We start from the raw sequence: 244 nt of genomic DNA, 5'->3' as shown, positions 1-244 counted from the left end.
TGGGCGGTTTAGGTTTTTGGCGTTAATCTCAATGCCGAAATGCTGAGCCAGCGCTGGGGTTCGTAAACACATTTGACGCGCGGGGCGGAAAACTTCCCACGCTTGTTTTTCAGTCGTTGCCCCGGAGTAAACCTCGGCGCCTGATTCACCATCAGCACATAGCATATAAACGCCAAGGGCCGCGGCTGGTGCAGATTTGCCATTTTTACGAGGGACTTCATTGTACGCCTCACGAAATCGCCGC

Annotated in this window: 1 protein-coding gene; it reads right to left on the bottom strand. The window is 53.7% G+C overall.

The window, feature by feature from the left end; translation table 11 throughout:
* The coding region (locus AYW75_RS18550) for a terminase large subunit domain-containing protein (protein ID WP_231886247.1) at nucleotides 1–244 on the bottom strand (244 nt) is incomplete at both ends.

Origin of the sequence: Marinomonas atlantica, assembly GCF_001639725.1 — a bacterium.
GTDB classification, from domain to species: Bacteria; Pseudomonadota; Gammaproteobacteria; order Pseudomonadales; family Marinomonadaceae; genus Marinomonas; species Marinomonas atlantica.
Note: the sequence above shows the minus strand (reverse complement) of the source record. Positions and strands in the feature narration are given on the sequence as shown.